The sequence below is a fragment of the Sphingomonas sanguinis NBRC 13937 genome (assembly GCF_001591005.1).
Classification (GTDB): Bacteria; Pseudomonadota; Alphaproteobacteria; order Sphingomonadales; family Sphingomonadaceae; genus Sphingomonas; species Sphingomonas sanguinis.
Map to the genome: position 1 here is coordinate 268,711 of NZ_BCTY01000001.1, position 24,113 is coordinate 292,823.

31 protein-coding genes are annotated in these 24,113 nt (G+C 65.0%); 28 read left to right on the forward strand and 3 right to left on the reverse strand.

Annotated features, from left to right (window positions below; all coding sequences use genetic code 11):
• Positions 1-104: 104 nt before the first annotated feature.
• The 3 genes from SSA01S_RS19390 to SSA01S_RS01145 form a co-directional block, all read right to left on the reverse strand.
• Positions 105-836, reverse strand: coding sequence for a hypothetical protein (locus SSA01S_RS19390; RefSeq protein ID WP_156477605.1), 732 nt, complete (start codon positions 834-836; stop codon positions 105-107).
• A gap of 144 nt (positions 837-980) precedes the next feature.
• Positions 981-1,829, reverse strand: coding sequence for a phage portal protein (locus tag SSA01S_RS01140; protein ID WP_244885502.1), 849 nt, complete (start codon positions 1,827-1,829; stop codon positions 981-983).
• Complete coding sequence (locus SSA01S_RS01145) at positions 1,795-3,879, reverse strand: terminase large subunit domain-containing protein (protein ID WP_244885505.1); 2,085 nt, start codon at positions 3,877-3,879, stop codon at positions 1,795-1,797. The genes SSA01S_RS01140 and SSA01S_RS01145 overlap by 35 nt, the downstream gene beginning before the upstream one ends.
• A 172-nt stretch (positions 3,880-4,051) precedes the next feature.
• On the opposite strand from SSA01S_RS01145, the gene SSA01S_RS01150 reads away from it, so the two are divergent.
• From SSA01S_RS01150 to SSA01S_RS01285, 28 genes are all read left to right on the forward strand, one after another.
• The gene (locus SSA01S_RS01150; RefSeq protein WP_061778810.1) at positions 4,052-4,918 is read left to right on the forward strand and encodes a GPO family capsid scaffolding protein; all 867 of its coding nucleotides are present in this window, start codon (positions 4,052-4,054) and stop codon (positions 4,916-4,918) included.
• A gap of 43 nt (positions 4,919-4,961) precedes the next feature.
• Positions 4,962-6,059 carry a phage major capsid protein, P2 family gene (locus SSA01S_RS01155; protein WP_061778811.1) on the forward strand — a complete coding sequence of 366 codons (1,098 nt, stop codon included), beginning with the start codon at positions 4,962-4,964 and terminating at the stop codon, positions 6,057-6,059.
• A gap of 47 nt (positions 6,060-6,106) precedes the next feature.
• Complete coding sequence (gene gpM / locus SSA01S_RS01160; protein ID WP_061778812.1) at positions 6,107-7,006, forward strand: phage terminase small subunit; 900 nt, start codon at positions 6,107-6,109, stop codon at positions 7,004-7,006.
• A 1-nt stretch (position 7,007) separates the two neighbouring features.
• Positions 7,008-7,388: a hypothetical protein gene (locus SSA01S_RS01165; RefSeq protein ID WP_061778813.1), complete on the forward strand. Its 381-nt coding sequence runs from the start codon at positions 7,008-7,010 to the stop codon at positions 7,386-7,388.
• Positions 7,389-7,501: 113 nt separating this feature from the next.
• On the forward strand, positions 7,502-7,738 hold the full coding sequence (locus SSA01S_RS01170; protein ID WP_061778814.1) for a hypothetical protein: 237 nt from the start codon (positions 7,502-7,504) through the stop codon (positions 7,736-7,738).
• Complete coding sequence (locus tag SSA01S_RS01175) at positions 7,735-8,226, forward strand: head completion/stabilization protein (RefSeq protein ID WP_061778815.1); 492 nt, start codon at positions 7,735-7,737, stop codon at positions 8,224-8,226. Before SSA01S_RS01170 ends, SSA01S_RS01175 begins: the two co-directional genes overlap by 4 nt.
• On the forward strand, positions 8,226-8,435 hold the full coding sequence (locus SSA01S_RS01180) for a tail protein X (RefSeq protein ID WP_061778816.1): 210 nt from the start codon (positions 8,226-8,228) through the stop codon (positions 8,433-8,435). Before SSA01S_RS01175 ends, SSA01S_RS01180 begins: the two co-directional genes overlap by 1 nt.
• Before the next feature lie 2 nt (positions 8,436-8,437).
• Complete coding sequence (locus tag SSA01S_RS19955; protein WP_061778817.1) at positions 8,438-8,779, forward strand: hypothetical protein; 342 nt, start codon at positions 8,438-8,440, stop codon at positions 8,777-8,779.
• Positions 8,776-9,291 carry a glycoside hydrolase family protein gene (locus SSA01S_RS19960; protein ID WP_061778818.1) on the forward strand — a complete coding sequence of 172 codons (516 nt, stop codon included), beginning with the start codon at positions 8,776-8,778 and terminating at the stop codon, positions 9,289-9,291. Before SSA01S_RS19955 ends, SSA01S_RS19960 begins: the two co-directional genes overlap by 4 nt.
• A complete protein-coding gene (locus SSA01S_RS01195) occupies positions 9,291-9,764 on the forward strand; it encodes a hypothetical protein (protein ID WP_061778819.1) in 474 nt (157 codons plus the stop codon). Before SSA01S_RS19960 ends, SSA01S_RS01195 begins: the two co-directional genes overlap by 1 nt.
• Complete coding sequence (locus SSA01S_RS01200; protein WP_061778820.1) at positions 9,736-10,008, forward strand: hypothetical protein; 273 nt, start codon at positions 9,736-9,738, stop codon at positions 10,006-10,008. Before SSA01S_RS01195 ends, SSA01S_RS01200 begins: the two co-directional genes overlap by 29 nt.
• Positions 10,005-10,331 carry a hypothetical protein gene (locus SSA01S_RS01205; RefSeq protein WP_061778821.1) on the forward strand — a complete coding sequence of 109 codons (327 nt, stop codon included), beginning with the start codon at positions 10,005-10,007 and terminating at the stop codon, positions 10,329-10,331. The genes SSA01S_RS01200 and SSA01S_RS01205 overlap by 4 nt, the downstream gene beginning before the upstream one ends.
• Positions 10,328-10,780 (forward strand): hypothetical protein, encoded by a 453-nt coding sequence (locus SSA01S_RS01210; protein WP_061778822.1) that lies wholly within the window; start codon positions 10,328-10,330, stop codon positions 10,778-10,780. Before SSA01S_RS01205 ends, SSA01S_RS01210 begins: the two co-directional genes overlap by 4 nt.
• A gap of 2 nt (positions 10,781-10,782) precedes the next feature.
• Complete coding sequence (locus SSA01S_RS01215; RefSeq protein ID WP_061778823.1) at positions 10,783-12,492, forward strand: hypothetical protein; 1,710 nt, start codon at positions 10,783-10,785, stop codon at positions 12,490-12,492.
• Entirely contained in the window at positions 12,492-12,980 is a 489-nt protein-coding gene (locus tag SSA01S_RS01220; protein ID WP_061778824.1) for a phage tail protein, read from the forward strand. The genes SSA01S_RS01215 and SSA01S_RS01220 overlap by 1 nt, the downstream gene beginning before the upstream one ends.
• Positions 12,977-13,642 carry a phage virion morphogenesis protein gene (locus tag SSA01S_RS01225; protein WP_061778825.1) on the forward strand — a complete coding sequence of 222 codons (666 nt, stop codon included), beginning with the start codon at positions 12,977-12,979 and terminating at the stop codon, positions 13,640-13,642. Before SSA01S_RS01220 ends, SSA01S_RS01225 begins: the two co-directional genes overlap by 4 nt.
• Before the next feature lie 72 nt (positions 13,643-13,714).
• Positions 13,715-14,608: a baseplate assembly protein gene (locus SSA01S_RS01230; RefSeq protein ID WP_061778916.1), complete on the forward strand. Its 894-nt coding sequence runs from the start codon at positions 13,715-13,717 to the stop codon at positions 14,606-14,608.
• Entirely contained in the window at positions 14,605-15,249 is a 645-nt protein-coding gene (locus SSA01S_RS01235; protein ID WP_061778826.1) for a phage tail protein I, read from the forward strand. Before SSA01S_RS01230 ends, SSA01S_RS01235 begins: the two co-directional genes overlap by 4 nt.
• On the forward strand, positions 15,246-16,328 hold the full coding sequence (locus SSA01S_RS19925) for a gp53-like domain-containing protein (protein ID WP_174521617.1): 1,083 nt from the start codon (positions 15,246-15,248) through the stop codon (positions 16,326-16,328). The genes SSA01S_RS01235 and SSA01S_RS19925 overlap by 4 nt, the downstream gene beginning before the upstream one ends.
• Positions 16,329-18,185 carry a hypothetical protein gene (locus tag SSA01S_RS01245; protein WP_061778827.1) on the forward strand — a complete coding sequence of 619 codons (1,857 nt, stop codon included), beginning with the start codon at positions 16,329-16,331 and terminating at the stop codon, positions 18,183-18,185.
• On the forward strand, positions 18,185-18,415 hold the full coding sequence (locus SSA01S_RS01250) for a hypothetical protein (protein ID WP_061778828.1): 231 nt from the start codon (positions 18,185-18,187) through the stop codon (positions 18,413-18,415). Before SSA01S_RS01245 ends, SSA01S_RS01250 begins: the two co-directional genes overlap by 1 nt.
• A gap of 93 nt (positions 18,416-18,508) precedes the next feature.
• On the forward strand, positions 18,509-19,063 hold the full coding sequence (locus SSA01S_RS01255) for a phage baseplate assembly protein V (protein WP_061778829.1): 555 nt from the start codon (positions 18,509-18,511) through the stop codon (positions 19,061-19,063).
• A 5-nt stretch (positions 19,064-19,068) separates the two neighbouring features.
• Positions 19,069-19,434 carry a GPW/gp25 family protein gene (locus tag SSA01S_RS01260; protein WP_369691208.1) on the forward strand — a complete coding sequence of 122 codons (366 nt, stop codon included), beginning with the start codon at positions 19,069-19,071 and terminating at the stop codon, positions 19,432-19,434.
• Positions 19,431-20,603, forward strand: coding sequence for a phage tail sheath subtilisin-like domain-containing protein (locus tag SSA01S_RS01265; protein ID WP_061778831.1), 1,173 nt, complete (start codon positions 19,431-19,433; stop codon positions 20,601-20,603). The genes SSA01S_RS01260 and SSA01S_RS01265 overlap by 4 nt, the downstream gene beginning before the upstream one ends.
• Before the next feature lie 24 nt (positions 20,604-20,627).
• On the forward strand, positions 20,628-21,140 hold the full coding sequence (locus SSA01S_RS01270; protein WP_061778832.1) for a phage major tail tube protein: 513 nt from the start codon (positions 20,628-20,630) through the stop codon (positions 21,138-21,140).
• A gap of 68 nt (positions 21,141-21,208) precedes the next feature.
• Complete coding sequence (locus SSA01S_RS01275) at positions 21,209-21,526, forward strand: phage tail assembly protein (protein WP_061778833.1); 318 nt, start codon at positions 21,209-21,211, stop codon at positions 21,524-21,526.
• A gap of 8 nt (positions 21,527-21,534) precedes the next feature.
• Positions 21,535-21,660 (forward strand): GpE family phage tail protein, encoded by a 126-nt coding sequence (locus SSA01S_RS01280; protein WP_061778834.1) that lies wholly within the window; start codon positions 21,535-21,537, stop codon positions 21,658-21,660.
• Positions 21,650-24,112, forward strand: a complete 2,463-nt coding sequence (locus tag SSA01S_RS01285) for a phage tail tape measure protein (RefSeq protein ID WP_061778835.1) — start codon at positions 21,650-21,652, stop codon at positions 24,110-24,112. Before SSA01S_RS01280 ends, SSA01S_RS01285 begins: the two co-directional genes overlap by 11 nt.
• Position 24,113 lies beyond the last annotated feature (1 nt).

Consider the following 24,113-nt stretch of genomic DNA (forward strand, 5'->3'; position numbering starts at 1 on the left):
ATTAGTTATACATTGATGACCAATTAAGCTATGTAATCAAATTCCGATTTATCTTTTTGATTTAGTTCGATCGAGATTTAACAAATCCATATTCATGAAAAATCTCAATCCCGATGCCAGGGATCAAACATAGAAAATAACTTCTTCCACCTTTCGGTTAGCTGACGCAGCGTCGTTAATGATTCAACTCGTAGATTGTATTCAACCATTTTACCCTTGAAGGTAGCTGTATAAGTTGCTCCGTTCCCATCAAATTGAATATCACCGTCGATAAAAAAATTTATTCCATCTCCATTAATTCTATAATTATCTGTAGTAATTGACGACTTTAATACGTGCTTGTCGATTTTGTTACTAGTCGAACCAAACTCTCCTGGATGAGCTGCAGACGTGCGGGCACCGGAAATTGTAGGAAATGCCCTTTTAAATGATTCTACTATCCTCCCTTGTTCGCTACGATCTATAGCTACAGCAACGCTCTGACATTGTGCAATATTATTACTAAGACTTTGCATAACCTCCTGATAGCCATACGCAGCAAGCGCACCAGATCGAACCGCTATCCTTGCCCATCCATCATATCTATTTTGCTGCTCACGGTATTTACTCCACGCGCTCGCGTCATTTATGTAGCCATCTGGGCCGACCTGATCATATTCAGCGATATCTTTTTTCCTATCGTGATAAAGTTTATCAATAATGCTGTTACAGGTCAGCGTTAAGTCTAAACAAGAAGCAAACTCTTTAGTTAAACTTTCTAAACTGTAAATATTTCTAGAAATAATATTCAATTTTTCTCTATCTTCAACATTGACTTTGCTATGATCGAGTTGCATGAATTTAACCCTTTCCTGATTCGCATCATATATATCATAGCATCATACTATGCATTCATGTAACTGGGTAAATGTGAGTGAAATTTTGCAATTAACAAAGCATAATACGCATATTTTAATTCATCAAATAGATAATTATTAGTCTTAAAGAATTTCAACACTCTCAATTGATCTTCTGGTGACGACTACATTTAATAACACCTCATCATTAATCCGCAGGAACTTCGACAGCAGCGGTATAATCTCCAGCATCCAGAACATGCCGGTCGCATCCTTCGGGCTTCCGAACGAGGATCCCTGCGCAGGCACGATGCCAAGCAGCTGGGGCGGTACCCGGTGCGCCGCCAGGACGTCGTCCCGGGTCGCATTCTTAATGTCCATAAAAACGTCCTTGGCGCCCTGCTCGGCAACCGGGATGATCTTCAGGCTCCCCTCCTTTCCCGCCGGCGCGTGGACGAACAAATTGCGGAAATTGCCCGGCCCCTTCGACGCGTGCAGCGCTGCGCGCAGCTTCTTGGTGTCCCGCTCATCGATATCGCCAGTCGCATAGAGGATATACCCAGCATGGCTGCCGTTCAAATAATAGCGGCGCCGGAACAGCGTTGCCGCCTCGTTCAGGAGCGCCGCCTGGATCGCCGAGATATATTCGGGCGATCCATAGATCTCCTGGTTGATATCGGGCTGCATGATCTGGATCACCGCCCCGGCCGGATATTCGACCTCCGGCGATCCGCCGGGCACGTACCAGAACACCCCGGGCTTCACCCCGCGCCGCATGTATTTGGCGGGGAGATAGTCCAGACGGACCAGCCCCCCGAACCGGTTGGCGATCTTAAGCAGATAGCATTCGCCAAACACTAGGAAGTCCTGGACGATCCGCTCGACCACTGCGCTCGACAAATACGGCGTCGCCGCCAGCTCGGAGACGACGATATTGCGCTTGAGCAGGATCGCGCTGCTATGATGCGGCGATGCGTTGAACGACCGCGCCAAGCCGTCGCGGGATAGCGGCGGCTCGTACCACCGATCGTTGCGATACACCTGCATGACCGTATCGAGCAGGGTGCGCCGGTCCAGGACCGACTCCGGGTCGCCAAACGTGAACGCCTCGACGCCCCGCTGTTCTGCGACCGCCACGGCAGTGGTGGCGTCGGAGATAGCCATATGGCCCGCCGAACTCGTCTCCGAAGCCGTCATACGACGGGGCCTGGTCTTCTTCGTCACCGATAACCTCCATGCGCGTCTTGGGTCGCGACTGACCGTCGAGCGGTTCATTGATGAAAATATGCATCGCGGCCCACGCGACGTCGGCATGGCCGGTGTCGTCTGCGCGGCTGGCCTTGAACGTGATCGCCTTGCCCGACTGCGTCAGAGCCTTCTTGATCGACAGGAACGCCGATTGCAGGTCGGTCCAGCCACCGTCGAACTCGACGCGGCCGCGCGAGATCGTGTGCTGCGCCTTCATGACCATCTGGGTCTTCGCCTCGAGCGAATACTGGATCTTCACGACGCCGCGGTGTCGATCGTTCAGGATCTGATAGACGCCCGCGCCCACCCCGGACGCATCGACCCCGACATAGGTGCAGTTGTAGCGCTTGAGCCGGGCCAGGATAAATTCCACCTGCTCCTGGAAATCGGCGCCGCGCAGCTGATGCTTTTCGAGCAGCCGGAACTTGCCGTCCGGCCCGTCAGGCGGGAGCGCGATGACCAGCGCGGCATTATCGCCGTCCGTGCTCTCCTGCGGATCATAGCCCGCCCACACCTCCCGATTGCCGACCGGGCGGTCGGACAACAGGTTGACGTCGCGCCAGTCGACATCCGCGTCGACCGTGCAGCGTTGCAGCTCGTTGAATTTAAACGCGGACAGGCTGTCGTCGACAAACTGGCACCCGTACAGGTTCGCATATTCGTCCGGCGCGTTCTCGTCCCTCACCTCCGCCAGGTCGAACAGGTCGCAACCCTGCTGCGCCGCATCCTCCAGCGTCAGCATGTGGCGCCAGATCCGATCGGCGCCGAGGTGACCCGATTTCAGCGTCTCATAACTGACGTCGATCGCGACCTGGACCTCTTTCTTGCGACGCCGGTTGAACGCCGCGCCGGTCCACAGCGAATAGGCCTGGTGCGCCACCGTCGACGGCGTCGACAGATAGGTCTTACGCCAGTGCTTGTGGCTGGCCATAGCCTTGGCGACCTTGTTCAGCTCGTCGAAACCGAACGTCCAGAAGAACTCGTCGAAATAGAAATTGCCGGTATAGCCCTGCGCCGTGCGCGCATTGGTGCCGAGGAAAATCAGCTCGGCAGTCGGCTTGTCCTCGGGCAGGCCCTCCGCCGATACGACGATCGGATCGCCCTTCAGCTTGACGCCCACGCGCGCGGCAAACTGAATGATGTATTTCTTGAAGACGTGCGCCTGATTTTTCGACGCGGATAGGAATATCTGGTTACCGCCGCCCTTCAACGCATCGAGCAAGGCTTCCCGCGCGAAATAAAAGGTCGCGCCGATCTGGCGGGACTTGAGGACCATGCGGGTTCGCTGATCGCGGTTCTCCCACCACAACTCGTTATATTCAAAATTCTCCTTGTGAAAAATCTCCTCCAGCCGCGCGATCTGTTCGGCTGTGAAGTGGTTCGGTGGATCCTTGGCCTTGCGCTCACCGGCATTGCGATTGGCGACCTTCTCATTGAGGTCGCCTTCATGGCCGCCCGGTGCCTGGTAACGTCGCACCCGCGCACCCGCCACGACCTGGCGCATCAGCAGGTCGATTTCCTTGAAATCGCCGCCTGTCTTGTGGTCCTTCGCGATCAGCGTGTTGAGGCGACATTCCAGCGCGTCCTCGATCTTGGACAGCGATGGCGCCTCGTCCCAGCGGTCACGATCTTTCCAGCTTTGGACGGTCGCACGCTTCAGCCCCAGATCGTCCGCGATCTGGGTGACCCCCCACCCCCGCCAATACAGGCTGCGCGCCTGGCGCTTTGCGTCGACGGGGATCGGCATCGTCGATGCCGGAAGCGGCATGCCGTGATCGGGTGGGAGCTTGTCCATCGAGGGGGACGGTAACCACCGCCCGTCCCTCCCTGCGCCCTCTCGCTCTTGTAGAGACCGTCTCTACAAGAGCGCCGCGTTGCGCGCCCGCGCCCCTTGGCCCCTGTTCACCTGGTCAAAACGGCCCTGCCCGGCCGTTCGCCCGAACCGACCGCCAAGGACCCGACCGATCATGGCCAAGACCCCTTTTTTCTGTATCGCCGTCGAAGGTGCGACCGCGACCGATGACCGCGTCATCACCCGCGACATGATCGACCAGTCGGCAGCCGACTATAACACCGGCACTTATACGGCGCGCATCAACTGCGAACATATCCGGGGCTTCAGCCCCGAAGGTCCGTTCAACGCCTATGGCTCGGTCGTCGCGTTGAAGGCGGAGGACCGCGAGATCACGATCGGCGGGGTAAAGCAGGTCCGCCGCGCCCTGTTCGCGCAATTCGACGCCAACGATCAGATGGTCGCCACCGTCAAGGCCGATCAGAAAATCTTCACCTCGTCCGAGTTTCAACCCAACTTCGCCAAGACCGGCCGGTTCGGTCTCGTCGGTGTCGCGATCACCGACAACCCCGCATCGCTCGGGACCGACGCGCTGAAATTCTCCGCTTTCAAGCCGATGTGGGATTCCCGCAAGTCCGACCCGTCAAACTTCTTTGGCGCTGCCGAGGAAAACCTGTTCTCGATCCAGCCGCCCGCCGTCATCATTCAAGAGGATGCGGCCGCAGCCGGGGCCTTTGCCGCCATGGCGTCGTTCTTCAGCCGTTGGACCGGTGGCAACCCCGCCCCCACCCCACCCGCGCCACCCGCCCCTCCGGCGACGACGTCGAACCCGCCCGCGAACGACAATTTCTCGCAGGTGATCGAAGGCCTGGGACTGGTGAACGCCAGCATCACTGCGCTCAGCGCGAAGGTCGAGCGCGATGTCTCGACCATCCGTGGCGAGGTCACCTCGCTGACCCAGCGCCTTGAAACCGAGCCGAGCGGCAACTTCACGCGCGATCCGGCCACGGGCGGCAACGCCACCATCCTGACCGATTGCTGATCGGCCCCGCCCTCCCCGCCGTAAAGAACAGGACCCGCCTCCCATGAAGAACACCACCCGCGTCGCATTCAACACGATGCTTGGCCAGATCGCGACCATCAATGGCGTCGAGGTCGACGTCGTCCGTGGCGAGAAGCAATTCTCCGTCGCGCCCGTGGTCGAACAGAAGCTGGAAGAGGTTATCCAGCAGTCGAGCGAATTCCTCGGCAGGATCAACATCATCCCGGTCGATGCGCAGGAAGGCGCGAAGGTCGGCATGGGCGTCACCCGCCCGATCGCCAGCCGCACGCTGACCAACAGCGGGACCGGCGTCCGCCGCAAGCCGATCGACCCGACCGACACCAGCGACCGGGGCCGCTATTTCTGCGCGCAGACCAATTCCGACACCGCCATCAAATATGGCAAGCTGGACATGTGGGCCCACAAGCCCGAATTCCAGACGCTGTATCGCAATTCGATCGTCGCGCAGCAGGGCCGCGACCGGATCATGATCGGCTGGAACGGCGTCGCGCGGGCGGACAACACCGACATCGTCGCCTTCCCGCTGCTCCAGGACGTCCATTTCGGCTGGCTCTACAAGATCCGCTATTACGCGCCGATGCGCCACATGGCGGGCGGCGCGCTGACCCCGGCGACCCGCGACGCCACGACCGGCCGCGTGACGGCGGGTGGCAAGATCTATGTCGCACTCGGCGTAGTCGGTGTCGAGGTTGACTATACGAACATCGATGCGCTGGTCACCGACGCGATCGAGAACATGGATGAATGGCATCGCGACGACACCGACCTAGTCGTGATCGTCGGGCGCGATTTGGTATCGGATCGCTTCCTGAACGTCATCAACGCGGCCGGTGACCGTGCAACCGAGATGGAGGCGCGCAACCGCATCCTGACGCTGCCCAAGCAGGTCGGCGGCAAGACGGCCGTGCTGGTCCCGTTCTTCCCCGCCAATGCCATCCTGGTCACCAAGCTCGAGAACCTGTCGATCTACGTCCAGAACGGGTCGCGCCGTCGCACGATCCGCGAAGAGCCGGAGTTCGACCAGGTCGCCGATTATCAGTCGGTGAACGAGAGCTATGTGGTCGAGGACTATGGCTGCGCCGTCCTGATCGAGAACATCGAGCAGAAGAAGAAGGCCTAACCGCCCTCTCTGCTTCCCCCCTGTAGCCCGCCACCCAGGACACGCCCATGAGCCTCGCTCGCCAGACCCGCGACCACGTCATGTCGCTCATCGCCGCAGCCGGTGCGTCCGTTCCTGACGGTGGCGGGCTCACCCCTGCCCACTTCCGGCCGGAAACCCTGGCCTACACGCCCGCCATCGAGGTCGCTGCAAAGCAGATCATGCTTCGCCTGACCCATGATCTGCGCCGCCTGAAGGACATCAAGTCGGTCGCCAATAAGATCGTCGCCAAGCGCCAGATGATCCCCGAATATCTGTCCTGGATCGAAGGAGAACTGGCGGCTGGTGAGGCGGTGGAGCGCGGCAAGCTGGCCACTTCGCTCGCTAGCGAAATCCTGCCGACGGTGATGGTATGGGCGATCGATACCGCACAATGGCCGCTGGCGCTGCGCCTGGCGGCGCACGTCCTGCGCCACGACGTGGCGCTCCCCGCCCGCTACGAACGCGACGCCCCGACCCTGATCCTCGAAGAGATTGCCGAGGCCGCGATCCGCGACCAGGTCAAGGGCGTCCCCTTCCCCCTCGACGTCCTGCGCCAGGTCGAGGACCTGGTCGACGGCATCGACATGCACGACCAGCCCCGCGCCAAGATGGTCAAGGCCATCGGCGCCGAGCTGGTCCGCGCGTGCGAGGCGCTGCCCGAAGGATCCACCGATCGCGCTGCCGGTGCCACCGCCGCCATCGAGCGCCTGCGCCAGGCGGTCGAGCTGGATCCGCGTATCGGCGTCAAGTCCGTCATCCAGCGGCTCGAAAAGTCGCTGCCCAAGCCTTCGACCGAGAGCCTTTCCATCCCGACCGGCGTCGGCGGGACCGACGCTCATCATGCCGCCCCGGCGGTCAACGCGGTCTCGGTCGAGTCCACGCCCGCGAAGGATGTGAACGACGCCACCCAACCCCAGGAGCCGTAATATGCGTATGACCCGGATTACCCTTCTGCTTGCCGCCTTCGTCGCCGTGCCGCTCACCGCCTGCGGCCCCACGCCGCAGGAACGATGCGCGGGCGCCAAGGACGTGGTGACCTGTACCGCCGTCGTCAACTCGGGCGGTGATGTTAAGGACTATCTGGTCGGTGGCCTGGCGGGTGCCGCGCTGGCGTCGCAGCTGTCCGGCGGGTCCGCACGCCCGACCGTGATCCACCACGCCCCCCGCTACGACTATCGCAGCGCCGCCTATTACGGCCCGTCGCGCACCCGGACGGTCACGACCAAGACCCGTCGCAGCCTGTTCGGCGGGGGCACCGTCACCCGCACCACCACCAGCTACCGACCGAGCCACCGCTCGCGTCGCTGACCCGCTCGCCCCCCGGCGCCGGGGGCGGATCGCGCGTGGCGAGAGGGGTCTTCGGACCTGAGGGCCGCCACGGACCCGATCCCCACCCCTGGATCTCCCAAGAAAGCCCGCCCATGCTCGCCTCGCTCCTGATCGTCATTGCCGTAATGTGCCAGGGCTTGGGGGCATGGGCCGCCCTTGCCGGTGCCATGGCCTTCGCGTGCCAGCTCGACCCCGCGACCATCGGCCTGCCTCCCATCCCGCGCGCGCGGATCCGCTGCGCGCTGTGGGCGCTGGTCTTCACGATCGGCCTCGTCCTGACGCCCACCGGCGCCGCGCTGGCAGCGCATGTCATCGGCGCGGCCGCATGACGACGACCTTCCTGGCCACCGTCCTACCGGGCGATCCCGCCCCCGCGCCCGCCCCGGTCGCGCCGATCCCCAGCGGCGGATGGTTTCCCGCGATCGACCCCACGCTGTTTCGCCAGGAACAGCGTGTCGACGCCAACGCGATCACCGACGCGCGCGTCCGCCAGGCGCTGATCGCCGCGATCATCCGCGTCCGTCGCGATCTTAGCGAATGGCGCGCCGAACAGGCGGCGGCAGGCTTCGCGACCCTCGACGAGGTCCCCGCCGATCATGTCGACGGCGCGTCCGAGCTGGTGATCCTCTACCGCCGCGCCGTCTTCACCGCCGCCAAGGCAGAGATCGTCGAGCGTTACGTCGACGTCGACCTGACCGGCCGTGGCGAACGCTCCGCCGAGCAGCTGGACCCGACCGTCGCCGAGCTGCGCCGCGATTCCGTCCATGCGGTCCGTGAGATCCTGGACGTCGGTCGCATGACCGTCGAACTGATCTGATGGACCAGGTTCGCGCCCGCGCCGGTGACACGCTCGACGCGCTGATCTGGCGCGAACGTGGCCTCGGGCCGGACGACCTTCCCGCCGTGCTCGATGCCAATCCCGGCCTCGCACAGCTGGGCCCGATCCTGCCGATCGGAACCCCCGTCACTCTCCCCGACGCGCCGCCCGCCAACCGGCAACGCGATGTCGTCCAGCTCTGGACCTGACCATGCAAAAGCTCATCCACGACGCGGGCGATGCGCTGCTCGCCTTCCTCATCACCCTCATGCCCGGCGTCGCGGGCGCGGCGGTCAGCCTGGTCTACGAACAGGGCCTCAGCTGGTCGAAGCGCGTGACCCAGATGATGGTCGGCATCACCGTCAGCTATTTCGCGCGCAATGTCGCCAACAGCCTGACCGGTTGGGACGACTATCTGCTCCAGGCCGTCGGCTTCGTCGTCGGCATGACCGCCTTCAAGGCGACGCCGAACCTGATCGCCGGGCTCGTCGAACGCGCGCCGCTTCTCCTGATCCTGGTCGATCGCCTGATCGGAAAGAAGGACGCCAAGTGACCTATGATCGTGCCCGCCTGGCGCGCGAGATCGCGCGCGACGAAGGCGACAAGCTGGAGGTCTATCGCTGCTCGCAAGGGTTTCGAACGATCGGCAAGGGCCGGAACCTCGATACGGTCGGCATCTCGGCAAAGGAAACCGCCGCGCTGGGCATCACCGTCGCGAGCTGCATCGCGAAAGGGATCACCCAGGCCCAGTCCGACGCGCTGTTCGTCAACGATCTCGCCAGTGCAGAGGCGGATCTCGACCTGTTCCTGCCCTGGTGGCGACACCTCGATCCGGTCCGCCAGCGCGTGATGCTGAACATGTGTTTCAACCTGGGGATCGGCTGGCCTCCGACCAAGACCACCAAGGGCGCGGGCCTGCGCAACTTCGTCAATACGCTGCCGAAGATCCGCTCGGAAGATTGGACGGGCGCCACGGCGGGGATGAAAGCCTCGCTCTGGCATCGCCAGGTCGGTGCCCGCGCCGTCCGTCTCGAGGCGATGATGCTCAACGGAAAGGAACCGTAATGGCCTGGATCAAGTCGCTGTTCGGTGGCCTGAAGGACGAGTTGCGCTTCATCCTGTTGCTCGCGGCCGCCAGCGTCGCCGCCTGGCAATATGTCCAGGCGCGCCACGCCGAGCGCGACCGCAACGAGGCGATCCACCGCGCCGAGCTGGTCTGCACGGCCGTGGGCGTTGACTGGCAGGAAAAGCATCCGCGCGGCCCCGGCACCGCCTGCGCCGATCGCGCGCGCCAGCTCCGCACCGATCGCGAAGCGACCGATCGCGAGACGGCGCGCCTGATCTCCACCGCGATGGCTCGCGTCAACAGCCTGACCGACGCCGATGCCCAGGCCGCGCGCGCCGCCATCGCCCGCGCGAGCGCGGCCCAAACCCGAATGGAGAAAGCCAATGCGGATGCCGATGCGGACGATCACGTCCGCGCTGACTGGATCGCTGCTCTTAACGATCTTGCCGGGCTGCGCCGCCCGGCGCGGTGACCTGACGCCCCCCGCCCCCGTCGCCGTCGCGATCGAGCCGCCCCGCCCGCCCGCCGATCTGATGACCTGTGCCGAACGCCCCGCCGCCCTGGTCGAGGATCCCGCGCTTGCCGCCACGGTCCCGGCCACCTGGCGCCGTGGCTTGATCGGCCTAGCGCGTGCGGCGGGCGTCAACGCCGATCGTCTCGACCGCCTGACCAACTGGATCGCGCCGGGCTCCTGCCCGCGCAAGGAGCAACCATGACCGCATCCACCATCGAACAGCGCCGGGCGATCTACGACCGCACGGCGGACCGATCTCGCGAAACCTTCGTGCTGGCCACCGCCAACGCCGCCAGCCCGGCCGTGACGGTGGCGGGCGGCGCGTACCAGCTCGACGCCACCGCGACCGTCTATGGCGAAATCCGCCTGGATATGCAGCGCGGTGACGGGACCTGGACGCCGATCGCGTCGGTGACCGGCGCCGATCGCCCGGTCGACGTCCGCCTGCCCGCTAACGCGGTGGTACGCATCGTCCTCGTCGCCACGACCGGCGCCAGCGCCAGCCTGAACCGGGTGCCCGCATGATCCGCAGCTTGATCCTGATCGCCGCGGCGTTCGTCGCCACCCCGGCCGCTGCCCAGGTCGCCAAGGACGTCCGCGCGCCGGGTGGTTTCGCGCCGATGCAGGCGCCGTGCGTCCGCCTGGGTAACGGCGCCTGCGAACCGGTCACCGCGACGTCGCCGATGCCGGTCACCAACCGCGCTGAAACATTCAGCCTGGCGATCAACAATCTTGTCGCGCCCCCGGCTGCGCTCTGGGGCGGCAACTATGTCCTGGCGCAATCCTGCGCCAGCTATGGATCGGTCACGCTTCGCTATCGCGGGTCGGACGGCGTCACCATGGTGGCGATGGTCACCAAGATGACGGCGGACACGGGGGGCGGGACGCTCGTTGCCTTCGGCACCAACGCGATCGTCGACGTGGTGCTGACCGGTGCGACGGGCTGCAACGTCACTCTGGCACGGATTCCCTGACCATGAAGAAGATCCTGGCGGCGCTCGTCGCCTTCCTCCTGGCGGTCCCGGCCGCTGCGCAGATCCTGGGTGGCCCCCCGGCCGCTTATGGCGCGGGGCAACCCGCCGGAACCCCGACTCTCCCCGCCTGGTACTTCGGACAATCGAACTTCCACACCGTCGGCGCCGATCTGTACCGGATGGCCGCGTCGGACGCGAACCGATTGACCGAGCTGTCCGACCTGTATCTCCCCGCGCAACCGGCGGGGATGCGCCTGGTCTTCGTCAATTTCGGTCTCGACCCCAACACCCGTGCGCCTGGCACCGCACGCGAGTTGAGGCCGGGCAACACCAACACCCTCGACTATGTCGTCGCCTTCACCGGCGCGAATGGGACCGGCACCCGCGTCGTCGTGACCTTTGGTGGCGCGGGTAGCGTGGTGATGGGCGATGGCGGTTTCGCGATCAGCGATCCCCTGCCCACCGCCTGGCCAGGCGGTTGGGTGCGCAGTTCGATCACCACGGCGATGGGCGCCGCCCGCCCGCGCGGTTTCACCAGCATGGGCCAGCTTGGCGAATATCGTCGTCACCTCGCGGCCCCCAATGCCACCTATGCGGCGGGCGGCTCGATCGCCAGCGTCGGGCTGACCGCCAACACGACCAACGGCTATTCGCCTATCGCGGTCCTCGTCCCCTGGTCGCGACAGCCTTCGGTTTTGGAGCTGGGGGACAGCATCACCCAGCAGGACGACATTCCACAACTCGCCAGCGCGCGCGGGATGATCGGCGGGATCACGCGCGGCCTCGACGACGATGGCGGGCCGGGCCGCTTCGGTGTCGGCAATTTCGGTCATCATGGTTCGCAGATGGCGGACTTCATCGACCTGACCGATGGCCGTTTCGGGCTCCGCTACAAGCTGCTCGCCTATATCCGCAACACGTTGAACGGTGGTCAAGCGTGGCCCTTCTCGACGATCTGGAGCCAGGGCCTCCGCAACGATTTCTCCGCCATGCCCTATGCGGACGGGACCGACCCGGCCGTGGCGGTCGCGGACATGCAGGCGCGCGCCCTCGCCTGGTGGCGCTTCCTCGCACAAACCTTTCCTGGCGTGCCGATCATCCAGTCGACCGTGACCCCGCGCACTTCGGACGCCACCCAGGTGCGTACTTCGCTCGCCTCGCAGACGGGCAACGGCCTGACCAGCCAGGCACCGCTTCAGACGTTCAACAACTGGCTGATGACCCAGCCCGCCCCGCTCGCCCTGGCGGTCGACCTGCGCGCCGCCTATCAAGCCCCCGACGACGGGACCGGCGTGCCGAAATGGAAACTGACGCCCCTCGCCTCCGCTGGCGGAGGAACGCTCGTCGCGGCGGTTGCAAGCGGGACCGACATCAGCGGCGCCGGGATCCGCTTCACCTCCAGCGTCGCGCCGCAGAGCGGCAACTATCTGGTGTTCGAACCAGGCTCCGCGAACATGGAGGTGGGCCCGCACATCGGCACGTCGATGGTCAACAACGGTGACGGTTCCTACACGGTGAAGCCGCCTCATTACTATGCGACGAAAAGGGCACATGCTGCCGGGACGATCGTGTCCTCGACCAACAGCGCGGACGGCACCCATCCCGGCTCCGGCGCGCAGCAGGCCGCCGCAATTCCGGTGACTGCCGTAAAGTCTCTGATCCCGTTCCTCCGCGCCGTCGACGCTGCGCCGCTGACCAGCGTGCGGCCGTAATGCGCAAGGTCGAATCGCTGCGCGCTCTGCTCGTCCGCGCCGTGCCCTCACTGGCGGACGATCCCGCCAAGCTCGCCAGCTTTGTCGATCGCGGGCGGGTCGCGGTGCGGGCCGGAAACCTGTCCTTCGAATATCGCTTCACCCTCAACCTGGTGATCGAGGATTATGCGGGGGACCAGGACGCGGTGATTGTGCCAATCATCGCCTGGATCGCCGATAACCAGCCCGAATTGCTCCAGCGCCAGGACAGCGAGCCGTTCGGTTTCGAAAGCGAATGGCTGGCCACGGATCTGCACGACCTGTCGATCACCATCGACCTGACCGAGCTGGTCCGCGTCACGCGGGTGGCGGGCGGCGTGACCATCGAACATCTGGCGGACCAGCTGCCCCCCGATCACTTTCCCGGCGCCGAGGATGCGCGCCTGTGGACCGGCCTGGCGGACAACCTGGTCGCGGGCATGACGGCGATCGTCGCCAGCCGGTCATGAGCGACGACTTCGCCCCCATCGAGGCGCTGGCGGGCAACCTCCTGCAAAGCCTGTCCGGCGCCGATCGGCGCGCCCTGCTCCGCAAGCTGGCACGCGCGTTGCGTGCGACCCAGTCGGAACGGATCGGCCGCCAGCAGAACCCTGACGGATCCGCGTTCGAGGCCCGCCGCCCGCGCCGCGAACTGCGCCCCGGCAACTATGCGGTAAAGTTTCTGTATCCCAAGGGGGACGCCAACCCCCGCGCGGTTTTCATGAAATCCTGGGTGCGCCAGGGGCCCCTCCTGACCGGTTTCGATGCCGAGGTGGGCGCGATCCGTTCGTTTTTCTGGGACAAGGTCGACCGCTGGCTCCCAGTCGAGCCCGAGGATCAGAACAAGAATGCCGGTCGCCTGCGCCGTCGCGCCAATCTGCGCCGCCAAGCGATGTTTCGCAAGCTTCGCTCCACCCGGTTCCTGCGCTCCGGCGCGACCGATACCGAGGCGTGGATCGGCTTCACCGGCCGCGCCTCGGTCGTCGCATCGATCCATCAGGATGGTGCCATGGATGCACCCAAGCAGGGCGGCCGCCAGATCCGCTATGCGCAACGCGGTCTGCTCGGGCTGACCGAACGCGAACGCACGATGGCGCTGGACATGCTGCTCGATCATGTGGCCCCTCGCTGATCTTGTAGAGAGCATCTCTACAAGAGAAGGGGGTCGCCAGCCCTTGGCGCCGCAAACGACATGGTCGCCACCATGGCCGCCACCTCAACCACCATCGACCTGTCGCGGCTGACGCCGCCCGAGCTGGTCGAACAGCTCAATTTCGAGGCGATCGTCGCGACGATGGTCGCGGATGTGCAGAGGCTGCTCCCCACCTTCGACGCCACAATCGACAGCGATCCGGCGGTCAAAGTCCTTCAGGTGGCTGCATATCGCGAACTGCTGCTGCGCCGCCAGTTTCAGGACGCCGCGCTGCAACTGTTCGTCGCCTATGCGGGCGGCGGTAACCTCGATCACCTTGGCGCACTGGTCGGGGTCGTGCGCCTGACCATCACGCCCGCCAATCCCACGACCGGTGCTGCGGCGGTGATGGAGGGCGATGACGATTTCCGCCAGCGTATCGTCCTGGCTCCCGAACGCTTTTCCACCGCCGGGCCCGAACTCGCTTACGTCGCGCTCGCCAAGGGCGCGGCCGGTGACGTGCTGGACGCCAGCGCCACGACACCCGCGCGTGGCGAAGTCCTGGTATCCATCCTGTCGCGGACGGGCGATGGCACCGCGCCCGCCGCCTCGATCGCGGCCGTGACCGCCGCGACCAGCGCCCGGGACAAGCGGCCATTGGGTGACGCGGTGACGGTCAAATCCGCTGGCATCGTCAAATTCGCCATCCGCGCCAGCCTGGTCACCTTTGCCGGTCCCGACCTGTCGGTCGTGCTGGCCTCAGCCCGAGCCAGGCTGGACGCCTATCTGGTCGAGAACCGTAAGATCGGCCGCACGATTACCCGATCGGGGATCAGCGCCGCGCTGACCGTCGCAGGTGTCCACCGCGTCGACCTGACGACCCCCGCCGCTGACGTAACTTGCGACCGGACCCAAGCCGGATGGTGCACCGGCATCGTGATCGATCACGGGGGTTATGCGTCGTGACGCTGCTCCCCCCCAACGCGACCGCGCTCGAACGCGCGTTGGAAGCCGGTGTATCGCGCATCAGCGCGATAAACACGCCGATCGACACGCTGCTCGATCCCGCCCGTATCGCCGCGCAGTGGCTCCCCTGGCTCGCCTGGGGTTTGTCGGTCGACGCCTGGGACAGCGGCTGGTCGGAGGCGACGAAGCGTCAGGCCGTATCCGAATCGATCGCTTTGCATCGCATGAAGGGCACGCGCGGCTCGGTCGACCTGATCCTGTCGCGCATCGACGGGCTGTCGCGCGTGATCGAGTGGCACGAGGATCGCGACCGGCTGTTGCCCGGTACATTCGAGATCGAGATCCCGCTTGTCACCCAGGCCGGGGCGGCGGGCGGCGCGCGGGCACAAGCCGCGATCGTCGATGACATCATCACGGCGGTCGAGCGGGTGAAGCCGCTACGCGAACACCTGACGGTCGTGCAGGCCCTGACCCTGTCGGGCGGCGTCGCCGTGCAGGGCCACGTCCGCATGGCCGCTTATCGCCGCGACGACGCCGCCCTGGTCAACGACACCTCACCCGCCTGGGACTTCTACCTTCAGACCGAGCTTGGCGAGCCGATGCAGGCGGAAACCGGCTCCATCCTGGACACCGCCGCATGATCCCGCTGACCCTCACCATCACCCGCGCCGGTATGGCGAAATTCACCGCCGCGCAGCTGACCGCCGGGCTCGACCTGACGATCGCGGCGGTGGGGCTGACCGACCGGCCGATCGTCGCCGCCCCGACGCTAGAGGCGCTGCCTGGCGAGTTTCGTCGCATCACCATGGTGTCGGGCAAGCAGGTGGGCGATGCGGTCGTCCACCTGACGATGCGCGACGATGCAGAGGTCGGCTATACCGCCTATGGCTTTGGCCTGTTCCTGGCGGACGGCACCCTGTTTGCGGCCTATGGCCAGAATGAAGCGCTATTCCAGAAATCGCCGCGCGCGACCTTCCTGTCCGCGATCGACATCGCGTTTCCCACCGGTGACATCACTCGGCTGACCTTCGGCAACACCGATTTTCTCAATCCGCCCGCCACGACCGAGGTGAAGGGTGTCGTCGAGCTGGCAACCGAAGCCGAGGCGATCGCCGGGACCGACATGCAGCGCCCCGCGCCCGTCGGTGTGACGACCAAGCTGGTCAAGGCCAGCGAAGACCGTCTGAAAGCGCTGATCGATGCCATAAATGCGTCGCTCGGCGCACTGTCCGGCGCGATCGGGACCGCGCTCGACGGCCTGGCGGCCCGGACAGTTTTTGGTTCGGGCCTGGTCAAGGGCGGCGGGCGCAACGACACCAATCGCACGCTGACCGTCGACGCCGCCAGCGCCGCGCAGATTCGTGCCGGGCTTTCGGGCGATACGGCGATCACGCCGCGCGAACTGATCGCGGCGGGGGTGTTGTTCGTCGTCGAGGCGAGTGACGGCTATCGTCACCTGTCCGATGGCACGGTCGAGCAATGGGGTTCCGCGCCGACACGCGCGACCGAGGGAGCTTTCTCCCTGAATTTTCCCCGGCCATTTCCGACAGAGTGCACCGGGGTCTTTTCGACCGCGATCAATCGTGGCGGCGCGGTCGATGGTCAGACGACCATTCAGCAGGTCGCGCTGTTTGCCGACCGCGCCGACCTGTTTCTCCAAAACCACCAATCGACGAACAACGACGCTGTCGGCTTTAGCTGGCGCGCGTGGGGGCGCTAAATGGCCAAGATCACCGACCTTCCCGTTACCCAGGCGCTGACGGGAGCCGAACTGCTCCCGATCGTCCAAGGCAAGTCGACCAAGCAGGCGACGCTGGCCAGCTTTCGCGACCTGATCGTGCCGTTCCTCCAATTCTGGTACAAGGGCGACCGGGGCGATACCGGCCCCGCCGACGCGTTCCGGCTCGATCTGGCAGCGCTGCGAAGCGCTGCCGTCCTTGACGGCAAGTCGGACTTCGATGGGTCCACCTGGTACTGGATCGCGGGGGATTATAGCGCGACGCCTGCGGATGAGATCGACGCGATAGTCGTGAAGTCAGATCATGTGCCGCTAACGCAAGGGGCATGGCGCCGTCAGCGTGCATCCGGGCTGGTCACCAAGCCGCGCGCCAAAGCCTCTCCTTCCATGACCCAGGAGGAAACCAACAACGAACGCATCAGCCTGTATCAGGCGATGACCCCCGCAATGCGCAACCTGACGAACCTCGGCCGCTTCGTCGACGTCGGGCCCGCCGTAAAAGCGTGTCTCGACGCCGCGTTCGGTGGGGAGAACCAAGGTGTCGCGGTCGGTGGCAAGACATTGGAGATCGGTGGCGGCCGCTACTATACCAGCGTCCCGCTCGACTGCACCTATCGGGCGGATCAGAAGATCGACGACGACGGCGATCTGCGCCGCGCCAACATCGTTGGCGAGGGGTCGAACAATACGGCGATCTTCTACACGGGCCCGGCGGCTTCCCCGGCGCTACGCGTCGCCGGGTATCGCGGCACGACCAACAATGACGGTGTGCTCATGCGCACGCGGATCGAGGGGCTGTGGCTCCGGCGGCACCCGATCGGCGCGCGCACCGGCATTGGCCTTCAGGCCCGTTACGTCGTCGGGCTGTGGCTCAGTGACGTCATCATTGAGGGGTTCGACCTGAACGCCGACCTCCGCGACATCATCCAGTTTCGCGCCGATGAATTGCAGTTGCTGACCGCCAATGTCGGGCTGCGGGCGCAGCTTGGTGACTTCACCAATCCCAACGTTTTCCAGATGCGCGGCGGACAGGTCAGCGGGACACGCGACATCGGCCTGCACCTGATCCGCCCCGCCAACGCCCTGATCGACACGGTCCGGTTCGAAAATTGTGGCATGGACGCTGACAAGAGCAGCACCATACTGGCGGAACTCGGGACCCCGGAGGGCTCCGCCAGCCTGACCGTGTTCAACTCCTATTTCGAAAACTGTCAGGGTAATGCGGACCTTCAGCTTGCCCACGGCTATCCCTATAATGCGATGGTCAAATGGTACATGAACACCTGCCACCGGGGCGGCGGGCGTTTCGTCAAGCATCATATCGATGCGGCGATTACCGGTCTTGCCGCCAGCGCCAACGCCTCGCTGGTAATTGATCACGGGCCGCAGGAATATCGCAATGTCGGAACCTATGAATCCAGTCGCCTGCGCCCTGCCGTGCGTATTCAGACCAAGGGGATCAAGTTGATCGAGAACCCCGGCAACATCTACCCCAGCGACAACGAACGGCCGGAAACCTATGGTTTCCCAATTCTCGGCGACAAGACCGAAGTGATCAACGGGACCGTCTACGCGGACGGGACCTACGACCAGGACCCGGCCGCCACGACCAACATCGCGCGGGTAGAATTGCTAGCCACGCCGGGCCTGTTTCGCCTGCACTATCTCGTCCCCCCACGCGACGCGACGCGGATCAATCCGGTCGTCACGCTGAACAATGTCCCGGGCATGGTAAGCTGGGCGTTTCGAGCACCGGGCCATATCGACGTTCAAACCTTGTCGCCGACCGGTGACGGAAAAGCATTACCTTTCACCATATCTGCAATGGGTCACTTCTGATGCAGCCCTATGTCTATGAAGGTCGAGCCGTCTTGGCGATGCAGTGGCTGGGTCAAACCATCGAAGGCGTCGCGATCGAAACGCGCAGATGGGGAATCATTGGAAAAGTCGAAACGTCGACAGGGACACAGTGGATTTCGGAAGGGGACTGGCTTGTCGATGAGGGCGGCTCGCGTTCCATCGTCTCCCCAGCCCTATTTGCTGAAGCGGTCCCCGCGCCAGGCGATTAAGCCAATCGTCAGGCCATCGCTTAACTCTTGTAGAGACAGTCTCTACAAGAGGCGGGCCTCGCCAGAAAATACGCAAAGCGCATGGTCGCGGCCATGGCTGATCCTGCTGATATTCAGCGCCTTGTGGGCGATCTCCTGCGCGAAGGACTGGTCGCGTCCGTCGATCACGATGCGGGGATCTGCACCGTCGAATTCGCGGATGACCTGACCACCGGCGATATCCCCTTCCTGTCACCGCGCATGGGTGCGGTGCGGATATGGCTCCCACCCTCGATCGGTGAACAGGTCCTGGTGCTGGCGCCCGAAGGCGACGCCGCGCGCGGCCTAGTGATCGGTGGCCTGGCCAGCGATACGCATCCGCATATCGGGCGCGGCCCCGGTGTGGCGCTGGAATGCGACGACGGCGCTCGCCTCGCCTATGATCCCCAAACCCACAACCTGACGATTGCCCTCCCCTCCGGCGGCAAGGCCGCGATCGTCGCGGACGGTGGGCTGTCGATCAAGGGCCCCGTCACGATCGACGGCCCCGTCGACGTGACCGGCAAGCTGACCGCCAGCGAGGACGTCGTAGGCGGCGGCAAGAGCCTGAAGAACCACCTCCACACTAAGGTTCAGGCGGGCGCCGCCATCTCCGGTCCGCCGCAATGATCGGCATGAACCGCACCACCGGCCGCCCCCTGTCCGGCGTCGACCACCTGGTCCAGTCGATCAACGATCGCCTGTCGACCCCGCTCGGCACCCGCGTCGGTCGCCGCGACTATGGCAGCCTGGTCCCCGAGCAACTGGACCAGCCTAACAACCAGCTCGGGCGGCTGCGCGTCATCGCGGCGGCTGCGCTGGCGCTGCTCCACGAACCGCGCGCGCGGATCCGCCGCATCACCCTGGCGCCCGGCGCGGACAGCCATGCGGCCGTGCTGACGATCACCGGCAACCGGACCGACGTCGCAGGCAAACCCGCCTTCATCGCCACCTCGACCATCCGCGCGCTGTCCGCGCTTTCGCAAAGGGCCCCCTCATGAGTTTTCAGCACGGCATCAACGTTCGCGAGGTGACCCGCCAGCCGCGCGGCCTGGCCACCGTCGCCACCGCCGTCATCGGCCTGGTGGCGACCGCGCCTGCGGCCGATGCCACCGCCTTTCCGCTCGATACGGCGGTGAAGGTGACCAACGTCCAGGACGCGATCGCCAAGGCGGGCGCGACCGGCACGCTGCTGCCCGCCCTGCGCGCCATCGCCGGGCAGGTCGACACGACGATCGTCGTCGTCCGTGTCGCGCCGGGCGGGACCGACGCCGCCACCACCGCCGCCATCATCGGCGCCGACGTCGCGGGCGTGAAGACCGGGATGCAGGCGCTGTTGACCGCCCCGGCACAGCTCAACGTCCAGCCGCGGATCCTGGGGGCCCCCGGCCTGGAATCGGAGGCGGTGACCAGGGCCCTGGTGCTGGTGGGCAAGAAGATGCGCGCCCGCGTCTATGCCAAGGCCCTGGGCCTCGATCGCGGCGCGGCCATCGCCCACCGGGCGCTGTTCCCCGACGCACGCGAACTGACCCTCCTGTGGCCCGGCGTCACCGCGCCTTACGGCGCAAACGGCACATCGATCGCGGTCCCCGTCGCGGCCGTCGCGATGGGCGCCCGCGCCGCGATCGACGCGACCCAGGGCTGGCACAAGACCCTGTCCAACGTCGCGCTGAACGATCTTGACGGCCTGACCGACGACGTCACCTTCGACCTGCAGGACGAAACCTGCGACGCGAACGTCCTGAACGCCTCCGAGCTGGTCACTGTAGTGCGCATTGCCGGAACGCTTCGCTTCTGGGGCAACCGCACCTGCGCCGTGAAGGATAGCGATTTCGCGTTCGAAGGCGCGGTCCGCACCGCGCAGATCCTGGCGGACAGCATCGCGATCGGCCTGGTGTGGGCGCTCGACAAGCCGCTGGTCCCCTCGCTGGTCAAGGACATCGTCGAGCAGGTCAACGAACTGTTCCGCATGGAAAAGCGCGCCGGGCGTATCCTGGGGGCCGTCGCCAGCTTCGACGGCGCCAAGAACCCGGTCGACGCGCTGAAGGCCGGAAAGCTGACCATCGGCTTCCGATACACGCCCGTCCCGCCGCTCGAGAATCTGGGGATCGAGCAGGAGATCACGACGGAATTCCTGCTCGACTTCGCGACCCTGTCGGTCGCCGCCTGACCCTCATCGTAAAGGACTGATCCGATGGCATTCCCGCCGAAGCTCAAGCAGCTCATGATGTTCAACGAAGGCGAGGCGTTCGTCGGGGAGACGGTGTCGATCACCCCGCCGAAGCTCGTCCGCAAGCTGGAGGATTACCGCGCGGGCGGCATGGACCGCCCGATCAAGATCGACATGGGTGGCGAGGCGCTGGAAATGGAGGCCGTCTATGGTGGCCCCCTGCGCAAGATCATTCGCCAGTACGGCATGCTGTCGGTGGGCGGCGTCTACCAGCGTTTCGTCGGGTCCTATCAGGACGATGCGGCGGGGACCTTTCACAAGATCGAGATGGTCACGCGCGGCCGTCACGAAGAAATCGACCTTGGGGAATGGAAGCCCGGCTCCGACACCGAATTCAAGGTGAAGAGTCAGCTTAGCTTCCTGTCGGTCACCATGGACGACGAGGAGCTTTGCTACATCGACGTCCTCGGGATGATCTCCCGCGTCGGGGGCGTCGACCAGATGGAGGCGCATCGCTCCGCGTTCGGTCTGTCCTGACCGTCGCCTGATCCTTTTCCGGGGCGGGTAGCAACAACGGCCCGCCCCACAACAACCGGACCCATCTCATGACCGCACGCAAGACCGAAACCATCACGCTCGAAAATGATGCGCTCGACGACGATGACAAGGTGCTGATGCCCAAGGGCACCAAAATTACGATTCGCCGCCCGCTGGGCGGGGCGCTTCGCGGCGCCAATCTCGGGGGGCTGGTCCGCATGGACTATGACCAGATCGCCTTGGTCGCGCCACGCGTCACCACCCCCGCCCTGGTCCCGCACATCTTTGCCGGACTCGACCCGGCCGATGTGACCCAGATCGCGGGGGAGATCGCAAATTTCTGTCTGACGAATGCGGCGCGGGCGGCGCTCTTCCCCTCCACGTAGAGGACGCGATGGCGGACATCGCATTCGTCTTTCACTGGCCACCCCAGGCGATGGACCGCCTTTCCGTCGCCGAACTGATGGCCTGGCGCCACCAGGCCGCCCGCCGTCACGACCCGGAGCGTCATGGATCGTAATCTTCGCCTCCGCCTGCTGATCGAAGCCGGTGACCGCGCCACCCGGCCGCTTCGCGATATCGCGGGCGGGTCGCGCGCCGCTGCCCAGGCGCTCGGCACCACCCGTGATCGGCTGAAGGCGCTGGAACGTGCTCAGGGCGACATCGCCGGGTTCCGCGCCCTCAAGATGGGCCTGCGCTCCACCGAAACCGAATTGCAGAGCGCACGCCAGCGGGTGACCGAACTGGGCCGCGCCATAGGACAGACCCAGAACCCCACCCGCGCCATGACCCGCGATTTCCAGCGCGCCAAGCAGGAGGCGGAGCGGCTGGAACGCCAGCACGCGCAGGAAACCCGCCAGCTTGGCGAACTCCGCACCCGCCTGCGCGACGCCGGGATCGCTACCACCGACCTTGCGCGCCACGAACGCGAGCTGCGCCGCCAGGTCGACGGCACCAACCAGGAGCTGACCGAGCAGGAACGCCGCCTCGAGCGCGCGGCCGATCGTGAACGTCGCATGGCGGCGGGCCGGGCCCGCTTCACCCGCGCGCAAGGCATCGCGACCGGCATGGCGGCGGGCGGTGCGGCCGCGATCGGCACCGGCATGGCGATGGCCGCGCCGATTATCGCCGGGGTGAAGGCCGCGCGGGAATACGAATCGACCATGACCGATATCGGTCAGAAGGCCGATCTGTCGCGGACGAAGACCGAGGCGCTGGGCAAAAGCCTGTTGATCGCCGCCCGCGCCGCCAACCAGATGCCTGCCGACATGCAGGCCGGTGTCGACGCGCTGGCGGGCATGGGTGCCAGCGTTCCCGACGCGGTCGCGATGATGCGCCCGATCGGCCGCGCCGCGACCGCCTACAAAGCGGAAATCGCCGATCTGTCCAACGCCAGCTTTGCCGCGACCGACAATCTGAAGGTTCCCGTCGCACAGACGCAGCGGGTGATCGACATCATGGCAAAGGCTGGCAAGGCGGGCGCGTTCGAGATCAAGGATATGGCGGGGGTCTTCCCATCGCTGACCGCCTCCTACCAGGCGCTGGGGCAGACTGGGACCGGCGCCGTCGCCGATCTCGCGGCCGGGCTTCAAATCGCGCGGAAAGGCGCTGGCGATAGCGCCAGCGCGGGCACCAACCTGGCCAACGTCCTCCAGAAGATCTCGTCCCCGGCCACCACGAAGGCGTTCGAGAAGATGGGCGTCAGCCTGCCCGACGCCCTGAAAAAGGCGTATAAGGAGGGGAAAACCCCGCTCGAAGCTATTGCCGAGATCACGAACAAGACGCTGAAAGGCGACCTGTCGAAGCTCGGCTATCTGTTCGAGGACAGCCAGGTCCAACAGGGCCTGCGCCCACTGATCCAGAATATGGCGCTGTTCCGCCAGATCCGAAGTGACGCGATGAAGTCGGACGGGACCACCGACCGCGACTTTGCCGAACGCATGAAGGACTCCGCGGAACAGAGCAAAGCCTTCTCGACCAACGCCGCCACCCTGGCGGTGACGCTGGGTGCGCAGCTGCTGCCCACCGTCAACGCCGGACTGTCCAAGCTCAATGCGTTCGCCACCTGGATCGGCGATGCCGCCCGCCGTCACCCCACCCTGACCAAGGCGCTGGCGATCGGTGCTGCGACCTTCGCCACCCTGTTCTTGGTCCTGGGGGGCGGCGCGATCGTCATCGCCGGGCTGGTCGCGCCCTTTGCCGCGCTCAGTTTCGCGGCCGGGGCGCTGGGTATTGGCCTTTTGCCGGTAATTGGCATCGCCGTGGGTGTGGTCGCCGGGGTCACCGCGATCGGCGCGGCGGCCTATTTGCTCTACAAGAATTGGAATTCCATCTGGGGAGAGATCCGCGCGTCCGCTGCGGGCGGGATCGGTGGCATCTCCGCCCTGCTCCTGAACTTCAGCCCGATGGGGCTGCTCTGGCGCGGCTTTTCCGCCCTGCTCGGGATGATGGGGGTCACCCTGCCCGCCCGCCTGACCGACGCCGGGCGCTGGATGATCCAGGGGCTGATCAATGGGATCACCGAAAAGCTGGCGGCGCTGAAGGCGCTGGTCATCAGCGCCGGGACCAACATCGCCACCTGGTTCCGCCGGACGCTGGGGATCCATTCCCCCAGTCGTGTCTTCGCGGGGTTCGGTGGCAACATCGTCGACGGCCTGACGTTGGGGATCGCCGCGCAGGAATCGGAGCCGGTCAAGCGCATGGACGGCCTGTCCCGCCGCCTGTCCGCCGCGATCGTCACCGGGTCCGCCCTCCCCGCCATGGCGATGGCCGCGCCCGGGCCGGGCGGCACAGGTGGCCGCGCATCCGCGCCGATCGCCTCGCCTGCACCGATCACCATTCAGATCTACGGCGCACCTGGCCAGAGCGAGACGACGATCGCGGACCTGATCGCGCGAAAGCTGCGCGAGCTGGGGATCGGCGCGCCGGTCGCGGGCTCCCCGACCTTCGCTGACCGGCCGGATTGGGAGTAAA